Genomic DNA, 8,623 nt, shown 5'->3' with positions numbered 1-8,623 from the left:
TAATCACACTTGAAGCAAATACTTCTTCATGCTATAATAGTAGTGTTCATGTACTATTAGTAGCACAATTAGGTTTAACTTTTTTGTTTTACTTAATTGAGTTATTTATAATGTTGCAAATGCTCCAGTTATTGGGGCTATTTGCTTATTTTTATTTCAATAATTAACCGTTGCGATTAACTATATTTATATTTTAACCGATACAGTTAAAAATGTCAACTAATAAGTTAACAAAATTGGAGATTTTTTATTATGTTCTACGAACGCCTAAAAAAACTAGCTTCTGAAAAAAATAAATCATTTAATCAAATCGAAAATGATTTAAATTATGGAAAAAACACACTCTATCGATACAAAGTACAAAATCCTACTCAAGAGCGACTATTAGAATTAGCAAAATACTTTGATGTAACCACCGACTACCTTCTTGGACGCGAAGAAAATAAAACAGAGAATAATTTAACTGAAGAAGAAAATGAACTTCTTGCTGCTTTTCGTATGGAAAGCGAAGATATGACAAAAGAAGAACAAGCTAAATTTAATGAATCTGTCAAAAATATGATGAAAATTGCAAGAGAATTATTCGATGATGATTCTAACTGGAAAAAATAGAAAGCATTCTTCATATGGCAGGTATTGAGTATAGACATGTAAATGCTCCATTATACAAAATGTATATGGATATGGCTTCCATGTTATTAGATAATATTTCAAAATATACAAATAAAAGGAAAAAGTATATTATTTATTCTGACATCATTTCTTATTTTGAAGATAAATATAACATTCTTTTTACTTTCTTTGAAAGCTCAGCCAATCATCCACCTCTTCCCTCAGATGATTTAATCAAATATATAGATATTGTTAAAAATGCAAAGTTTAGATTTCTTGATGACGATCTAGCAAGTAAAACTTACGGTGTAACAATACCAGAAAAAGTTAACAATAAATCAATTATTATGATTAATCAAAGTATGCCTAAACAACGAATAATTTTCACAATTCTTCATGAGCTAGTTCACTTACATTTCCATAATACAAGTAAAACCAAGCACTTGATTTTTGCTTCAAAATTTTCAGGAAAATACTCTTCCGAAATGATACATTTTGAAGATGAAGCTAATGTTATCGCTTCTCTACTCTTCTGCTCAACAGAGCAATTAGAAGCGTTTCTCCTTCAAAAATTATCTTTTAACTCTGCTTGCTCTCAAATATGTATGAGTAAGGCAGCCATGCACAATAGGTTACTCAATTATTTTCAGCATATATTGAACATGAATTATCAGCAAGCACTAAATTATGTCTTAAGGCTTAGGGAAGGCGAAAAAAGAGCCTCTTACGAACTTAAAACAATTATTTCTCAAAAAAAGCAAAATGTAATTTATGAAAATATTTTCATAAAAATGAGTAACGGAATATCCGTCAAACAAAATGAATGTCAAAAAAATCTACAACTCAAAAGCATCCAAGAACTAATTTTAGAATTAGAATACGCACACGCTACACATAATCATTTACTTGAACAACTTGTAATGGACGAGTACTACAAAAAAGTAAAATAAAAAGTTGATTAGAAATAAAATTCTAATCAACTTTTTATTTGGAATTTTTATACGCTTTAGAATTTTCTTCAGCATATTGTTCATCACCAAAATTTAGCACCCCATCTTGATACGTATAAGGGGCATTTATCCATCCACTTATAATTTTATTCTTCTTATCCAATTTTACAGAAGTTTTCTCATCATCATTTATAATAGAAACATCATTCCCATGTATAATTAAACTAACTTCATCACTATAAGTTTGACTATCGTTATAATAATAATGGTACTTTCCATCCATATTACTCAAATTCATTTGTCTTATCACTAAGATAATACCAAATAAAATCACTCCCAAACTTACTAACCCAATAATATACCACTTTTTACTTTTCAATAAATCCCCTCCCAAACAATATTTTCAAATACTATTCTATCATAATCATACTTACAAAGTAAAAAGTCATTAGACTTTTTCTAATGGCTCTTTATTTTATAAATTTTATTTCAATATGCACACGTTTCATTGCTTGGTTAGTTTTTTGGTTAGTTTTAAATTTTTAATTTTCAAAACCTATATTTACTGCATTAAATACAAAGTTTAAGATAATGCTTTATATCGTTTTATCTCATATTCTTCCATAAAACTTTAAATCTAGCACCCTTTACACCCTTTTTATTTTGTATATTTTTTATCCGCATAATTAGATTTAAATTTATCTTTTTAAATCTAATATCTAATTGCAGTAAATCCAGTTTTTATGACAACACCCTTTATTTTACTCTAATCAAAACTAAAGGTGTGCCGTACATGACAAATTGTCCTTCCTCAACATATATAGCTTCTACTTTTCCAGATTCTTCCATAAAAATATCGTTTAGAATTTTCAATTCTTCAATGTACAACAAATAATCCCCTTGTGACAAGGTTAACCCTTTTGAAAGTTTATATTTAAAATGCACAAAACCAACTATTTTACTTAAAAATATTCTACATCCCACTAATCTCGTTTCCTTATAAAGTACCGAAATTTTATTATCATTTGAAGTAGTTTTTATATCTCCCAAAAGATTTTCTATAATGAAGAATCTATTTTTTTCATTTAACAATATCTCCTCCACTCTTATCAATAATCCTCTAATTTGATTGGCAAATAAACTTGTCTGAAACTATTTATTTCTACAAATTCTATTATTGAATCTTCTAATCCGTACACCCCCAGTACTAACTCTGACATCTTTTGATAAAACATTCTATTCTTAGTAGAATGAGAAATATTTTTAATAGAGGCTTCTTTTTCTAACCACTTCTTATAAAAGTATTCTTTTTTCTCTTCTATTTTCATATTCTTATATTTTTTTCCTAAAAATTTATCGTATATGGTACAATTTCGATCTTTTAATATCTCTATATCTACTCCGATTGGGGAGCTAGAAATTGCCAGAACATAATATTTATCTGAATTAGCAAAACTAACATAAAAAGGTAATTCTTTCAATTCATGTGCACTTTTTTCAAAAACTTGAATTAGGGTCATGCTAGCCAGATTATACAGGCGTAATATTTCAAAAGAAACTTGACTTCCTACAAGCAATTTTCTTTGGGTTTCTGTTCTAATGGCTTCATTATATCGTTTTAATCTTTCCCCAAAAAGATTATTTACAATCTTTTCACCACGATCCTTGTAAATATATACTTTAATTTTATTTTTTTTCAAAAAAATCATCCACTACTTCTACAATATTTTTTAATGATATTTTAGATTCATTTAAAATTTCCTGACTTATTTCTAACATATTATTAGTATAATTTTCTAGTTTTTCATAAAATTTCGATACTATATCCTCAATTTCACTCTCATTTTCATTTAGTAAAATAGCCGCACCTTGATTTTCAAATTTTTTTATATTCCATAATTGTTCATTAAAAAATGGAATTCCAATAAATGGAATTGCTTGACGAGCCATATCATATACTGTTCCTTGTCCTCCATGTATGATTGCAAATAGAATGTTTGTTCCTAAGGTATTAAAATCAACAAAATCTATTAATTGGACATCTTCTCTATCTATCTGTATATCTTCTCCACATGTAGTTAAAATATAGGAAAAACCTTTCGGAAGAGTAGCAACAAATTTTGTTAACCAAAGTTTATTAAATGATGTTCCAAAGCTTAATAATACTTTCTTCTCACCTTTAAATACACTGAAGTTTGATTTTTTTGAAGAAAAAAGTATAGGTCCAATTAATTTATAGTTACTCTGTAAATCAAAGTTATAAAATTTACTATAATCTGCAATTAGGTTTAAATCCCCTATAAAAAGCTCTAAACCCGTACGCATAGGCGGAGCTCCTGCCGCTATAATATACTTATTCCATGAGTCTACACTTTTCGAATATGAGAGGACTACATGTTTAATAGTTTCTCTAGCTTTTTCGTCATTGGCATTAATTTTTAATCTATAAGGAATGATGCCATCTATATTCCTGATTATTTCATCAATTTGTACTGATCCTGAAATAACCCAGATAAGAGGTATTTTTTCAATCTTACAACTCACAACTATACTTAAGCGATATCCCGTAAATACAGCATCAAACTGATATTTTTTTAAAAGGTCTCGTTCATAATTACAAAGATTTTTAATTTCCTCATCCGATAAAAAATTAAAATCCATGTCAAACGAAAAGAAATGTGAGTAACGTTCTTTACAATAAACTTGTGAATCATAATCACAATAATGGAAAATATATGAATCATCATTGAATAAAAATGGATAATAAACTTCCCCTAATATATGAATCTCATGACCTGCGCTTTGAAGAACTTCAGCAATTTGAGATAAACGTTGACTTTCTCCTAAATTCATCATGAAGGGTGCAAATAAAAACTTTTTCATTTAACTTTACCTGACTATTTTTCCATTAAAACAATAGATATACCACCGAATCTTGAATAAGCTATAATCAAATATATTCCACGAATTAATCTATTATTATTTAAAATAAAATCTAATTCTTCCCCTGAACCATCAGAAGAAAAACTTAGTTCATCTAATTTGTATATTGGAATATCTGTACTTTCAAGCCATTTTTCTACAACACAATATTCTTTTGCCTCTGTCTTTTTATTAGCATTCCATACAATTCCTTTGATGTTTTCAAACTTAATACTATTTTTGGATAACTCTAATTCAATAATAGTGTTCAAATATTCTCTAATTTCTTCTTCTGATTTCTTTACATTATCATATTTAATTTGTTCCGCACCAAGTATCTTAGCTTCTGTTATATTGGAGCTATTTTCTATAAGCATCACACTACAATAATCTGCAGGTATAAATTTATCTGTATCGTAACCTAATTTTTCCCAAGCTAAGAGAGATAAATCAGTCCATTGAGAAGCAGACACAATTAAGATATGTGATAATTTTTCATTTTTCATCATTTCTTCTGCATATGTTATTCCATCTGCAAAACCAACGTTTGAAGCAATAACAGAGACGGGACCTTTAATTTTAAATAAAATAGACAACATTCCTGCCGCTGCATTCATAACTGTAAAGGGAAATTTTGAAGCAGATACTTGATCATATCCGTCTACTCTAATTTGTTTTTCTATATCTTCCACTACTTCTAAAGGTCCAGATGAAGTTGTAAATAGGATACCTATCTTACTTAGATCTAACTTTCTTAAATCTAAACCACTTCGTTCAATAGCCTTGGCTACTGTAGTTGCAGACATTTTTGAAAAATTATCCAACCTACGGAATTGAGCAGGATTTATTTTGACTGAACTTGAAAAATCATTATAACGAAGACCTGTTATCTTACTAGTATTCTCTGATATCTCTACATATTTTTCCTTCAGGTCCCCTAATTTTTCAAATGTGGATGCATGAGATAGTATATTCATATTTACTCTTTCATTAGATACGTACGTTTTAGTAGCTGTACCATTTTTTGAAAGGAGGACTCCACTATTATTACCACCAAATGCAAAAGAAAAGTTAAGCGCATAAGTTATATCTTTTGGTATATTCTTATTTCTCACAAAATGATCTTCAGTATTATTTTCTATCGTTTTGGTAGCTGGTACTTTCTGCTCTTCCATTGCTAAAATACAATTGATGGTTTCAATTATTCCTGCAGCGCCTAGTGTATGACCTGTCTGTCCTTTCGTGCTACTAACCCTTGTCGTCAAAGGAAAGTTTTTTCCAATCAGGGATTTTTCCATACTATCATTTGCTCGAGTCCCTGTACCATGTCCATTAACATAATCAATTTTATCTAACGATACCCCTGATTGTTGTGATAAATTTAATGCAATTTGAGCAGCACCTTCCCCGGTTGCTTTGGGGGCTGTAATGTGGTATGCATCAGATGTGATAGATCCTCCTAAAATTTTTCCATATCTTCCGTCTTTTTTTTCCAGTACAATAAACCCTGCTCCTTCACCTAAACTTATTCCATTCCCAGTAGAATAAGGATGGCATGGAGAATCTTCATTAATCGCTCCTAGCGAGGTAAAACCAGCTAAAGAAATGTCACTTAACTCATCACACCCTCCACAAATTGCTATATCACATTTACCATCTTGTAGAAGTTGCGTCCCTAAAATAACAGCATTGTTACTTGCCGAACAGGCCGTTGATATAACATAGTAACTTGCTTCAATTTCATGATAGGCTATTAATTCATCAACAATGTGGTGTAATGAACGTTTTTCAAACATATCACTTGGGATATCCCGTTTTCCATCTTCAAAATCATAAAGTGCTTTTTGTCCTAATACTTTCCCCCCTAGCGACGTCCCCAAGCAAATAGCAATTTTTTTATTTTCTGAAAAATTAAGTTTCGCTGATGAAATCGCCTCTTCAAAAGCTAAAAATGCTAGCTTAAAATTGCGAGACTCCCCTTTGTATTTATCAGGAACATTCAGCTCATCTTCTACAGCTCCGACATAAGAATTAAGTTCATGATTTCCGTTAGTAAATCTTTTTTGTTTTATCCCCTCTGCTTGTGAAAATAAATTCTTTTTATGTTCTTGAATATTTTTCCCTAAAGACGATATTATTCCAACCCCTGTAATATTAACATCATTACCCATTATTTTGACCAACTTTCTGGAATAGTATAAGGATTAGATAATGTTTCTATCTCGACTCCTTCAGATGTAATAAAGTGTAATCCTGAGTGAGCATAGTACTCTTCAACTTGAAGCATGCCTAAATAATTCCGTTTAGGATTTTCATCTAGAGAGTCTCTCACCCAATAAACTTGGCCAATTTTATGACCGTCAAAGTAAATACTTTCGTTTACCTGAACTTTCTCTAAACTTGAAAACACAATACTTTGTGTGGTTGTTTCATTTATTTTATTTAAAATAGCTGCACGCCCTATAAATTCTTCCTTAGTAAAATCGAGATTCCATGCATAGCCTAACTCAAATAAGTTAGCATCACCATTATATAAATCTGAGACAGGATGATTTACCTCAAATTTAACATAATCCCCCACAAAATCATCATATACAGGGACAATCGAAAGAAAATCGTTAATAAATTGTTCAACAATATTATTATTCAAAATAAATTGATATCCAAATTCTCCGGAATAACCAAAACGAGCCATAATAAATTCTTTATCTTTATATACGGCTTTAGTAACATTTTTGAAAGCTAAAGTTGAAATTTCATATTCGTAAAATTGTTGTGCAATTTCCCCAGAATTCTTTCCTTCTATTTGAATTAAATTTAACTCATCTGAAACATCTCTAATATTAAAATCTCCTTCACTATCAACAAATAGAGGAAATAAATCATCTTTAGAAGCTAAAATATAACTATCTTCTAATTTATAAAAAATTATTTCAGAAAAAACATCTCCCTTATCAGTTAATATAAACGAAAATCCGCAAGTATCAATGTCCATGAATTCAATATTTTTGGGAATAACTTTTCCAAGTGCATCTTCCACATCATATCCTTTAAGTTCAAAAATTTTGCCCTCAAATTTTTGATATGCTTTATCTTTACGTAACTCAGTATAAATTTTATTCATCATTTTTCTCCTTTTTAACTAGTTGTTTTATTTTCACACAATCCTTAATATTTGATTTATTAGGTATTACACATCGAATCACCATCCTATTGTTTTCTTTGAAAGAATAAATACTCCCTTCTTCTACACTAATCAAAAAATAAACATGCTTACTAACATCATAAACCAAAAGATTATTCATCATCTCCCAAACAGGACCTTTATTTTCATACATATAAAAGTTATCATACTTCCAAGCCTGTACACGTCCTGAACAAGCCCATGAAAATTCTAGCTCTTTATATCTGTACTGAGTGGCTTTATTATCTCCGATATATATTTCACCTTTAGTTTTATTTATCTGATAAAAGAGAGGAGATCTTACTTGTGTAATATGATGCTTAACCGAATTCATTTGCATCGCAGTATGAGCACTAAATTCTCTAAAGTTTTTCCAATTAACTTCAATAATTTCTAATTCATTTAAGCATAAAATGTCATCGTGTATCGATAATCTTTCCAAATGAATACTATAGTTTAATTGCATATCTTCAATGGAAGTTAATTCCATATAAGATAAGGGACGATACTGCATTTGATTAGAAGAATTTGAAGAACAGTTGTATGTGAGTTTTAATTGTTCAGAATTAATAATATAACAAAATTTTTTCTTTTTGAACTCTTCAGCCCTTAAAAAATCATCTTGTTCGTTTGGAAAATATCCAGGAACATATGGAACATAATGATTTCCCTCTAAAATTAAATAATCCTGTTTCCAAAATCTCAACCCAAATTTCACAAATTTTCCGTAATCTCTTTTTGGAATTTCTATAAATTGATATTTATTGTTTATATTATTTGGAGATAGTTCAACGATTTTTTGAATATTTATATTCTCACCAATACAGTTAATATTTATCCTATTTTTATATTCATCAACTAAAAATATAACATCTTGAGGTAAAGAAAATTGTAAGAATGTGTCCTCTAATATCACTTCCCCAGAATTGTTAGTTATATATAGACTTCCATTATC

The 8,623-nt window shown here is 29.4% G+C and carries 9 protein-coding genes; 2 read left to right on the top strand and 7 right to left on the bottom strand.

What is annotated here, in order from left to right; translation table 11 throughout:
* Positions 1-252: 252 nt before the first annotated feature.
* Both BZZ03_RS11420 and BZZ03_RS11415 read left to right on the top strand, forming a co-directional pair.
* Positions 253-612, top strand: coding sequence for a helix-turn-helix domain-containing protein (locus tag BZZ03_RS11420; RefSeq protein WP_086583365.1), 360 nt, complete (start codon positions 253-255; stop codon positions 610-612).
* A gap of 14 nt (positions 613-626) precedes the next feature.
* A complete protein-coding gene (locus BZZ03_RS11415) occupies positions 627-1,562 on the top strand; it encodes an ImmA/IrrE family metallo-endopeptidase (RefSeq protein WP_086583364.1) in 936 nt (311 codons plus the stop codon).
* 34 nt (positions 1,563-1,596) lie between these two features.
* Here BZZ03_RS11415 and BZZ03_RS11410 read toward each other — a convergent pair whose 3' ends face one another.
* The 7 genes from BZZ03_RS11410 to BZZ03_RS12045 all read right to left on the bottom strand — a co-directional run.
* The gene (locus tag BZZ03_RS11410) at positions 1,597-1,941 is read right to left on the bottom strand and encodes a hypothetical protein (protein WP_086583363.1); all 345 of its coding nucleotides are present in this window, start codon (positions 1,939-1,941) and stop codon (positions 1,597-1,599) included.
* A gap of 377 nt (positions 1,942-2,318) precedes the next feature.
* On the bottom strand, positions 2,319-2,654 hold the full coding sequence (locus tag BZZ03_RS11405) for a biotin/lipoyl-containing protein (RefSeq protein WP_158092890.1): 336 nt from the start codon (positions 2,652-2,654) through the stop codon (positions 2,319-2,321).
* Between the two features lie 17 nt (positions 2,655-2,671).
* Positions 2,672-3,262 carry a 4'-phosphopantetheinyl transferase family protein gene (locus tag BZZ03_RS11400; protein WP_143466347.1) on the bottom strand — a complete coding sequence of 197 codons (591 nt, stop codon included), beginning with the start codon at positions 3,260-3,262 and terminating at the stop codon, positions 2,672-2,674.
* On the bottom strand, positions 3,249-4,445 hold the full coding sequence (locus BZZ03_RS11395; protein WP_086583361.1) for a glycosyltransferase: 1,197 nt from the start codon (positions 4,443-4,445) through the stop codon (positions 3,249-3,251). The genes BZZ03_RS11400 and BZZ03_RS11395 overlap by 14 nt, the downstream gene beginning before the upstream one ends.
* A 14-nt stretch (positions 4,446-4,459) precedes the next feature.
* Entirely contained in the window at positions 4,460-6,655 is a 2,196-nt protein-coding gene (locus tag BZZ03_RS11390; protein WP_086583360.1) for a beta-ketoacyl-[acyl-carrier-protein] synthase family protein, read from the bottom strand.
* Entirely contained in the window at positions 6,655-7,608 is a 954-nt protein-coding gene (locus BZZ03_RS11385; RefSeq protein WP_158092889.1) for an aminomethyl transferase family protein, read from the bottom strand. Before BZZ03_RS11385 ends, BZZ03_RS11390 begins: the two co-directional genes overlap by 1 nt.
* On the bottom strand, positions 7,601-8,623 hold a 1,023-nt coding region (locus tag BZZ03_RS12045; protein WP_158092888.1), incomplete at its 5' end, for a hypothetical protein. The genes BZZ03_RS11385 and BZZ03_RS12045, both read right to left, overlap by 8 nt.

This window comes from Lactococcus petauri, from assembly GCF_002154895.1.
Classification (GTDB): domain Bacteria; phylum Bacillota; class Bacilli; order Lactobacillales; family Streptococcaceae; genus Lactococcus; species Lactococcus petauri.
The sequence above is the reverse complement of the archived record's forward strand: the minus strand, read 5'-3'. Positions and strand labels throughout refer to the sequence as shown.

What these genes read in the sequence shown, in the direction of transcription:
- BZZ03_RS11385 (WP_158092889.1), bottom strand. Translation starts at nt 7,608, where the DNA reads ATGAATAAAATTTATACTGAGTTACGTAAAGATAAAGCATATCAAAAA.
- BZZ03_RS11420 (WP_086583365.1), top strand. Translation starts at nt 253, where the DNA reads ATGTTCTACGAACGCCTAAAAAAACTAGCTTCTGAAAAAAATAAATCA.
- BZZ03_RS11415 (WP_086583364.1), top strand. Translation starts at nt 627, where the DNA reads ATGGCAGGTATTGAGTATAGACATGTAAATGCTCCATTATACAAAATG.
- BZZ03_RS11395 (WP_086583361.1), bottom strand. Translation starts at nt 4,445, where the DNA reads ATGAAAAAGTTTTTATTTGCACCCTTCATGATGAATTTAGGAGAAAGT.
- BZZ03_RS11390 (WP_086583360.1), bottom strand. Translation starts at nt 6,655, where the DNA reads ATGGGTAATGATGTTAATATTACAGGGGTTGGAATAATATCGTCTTTA.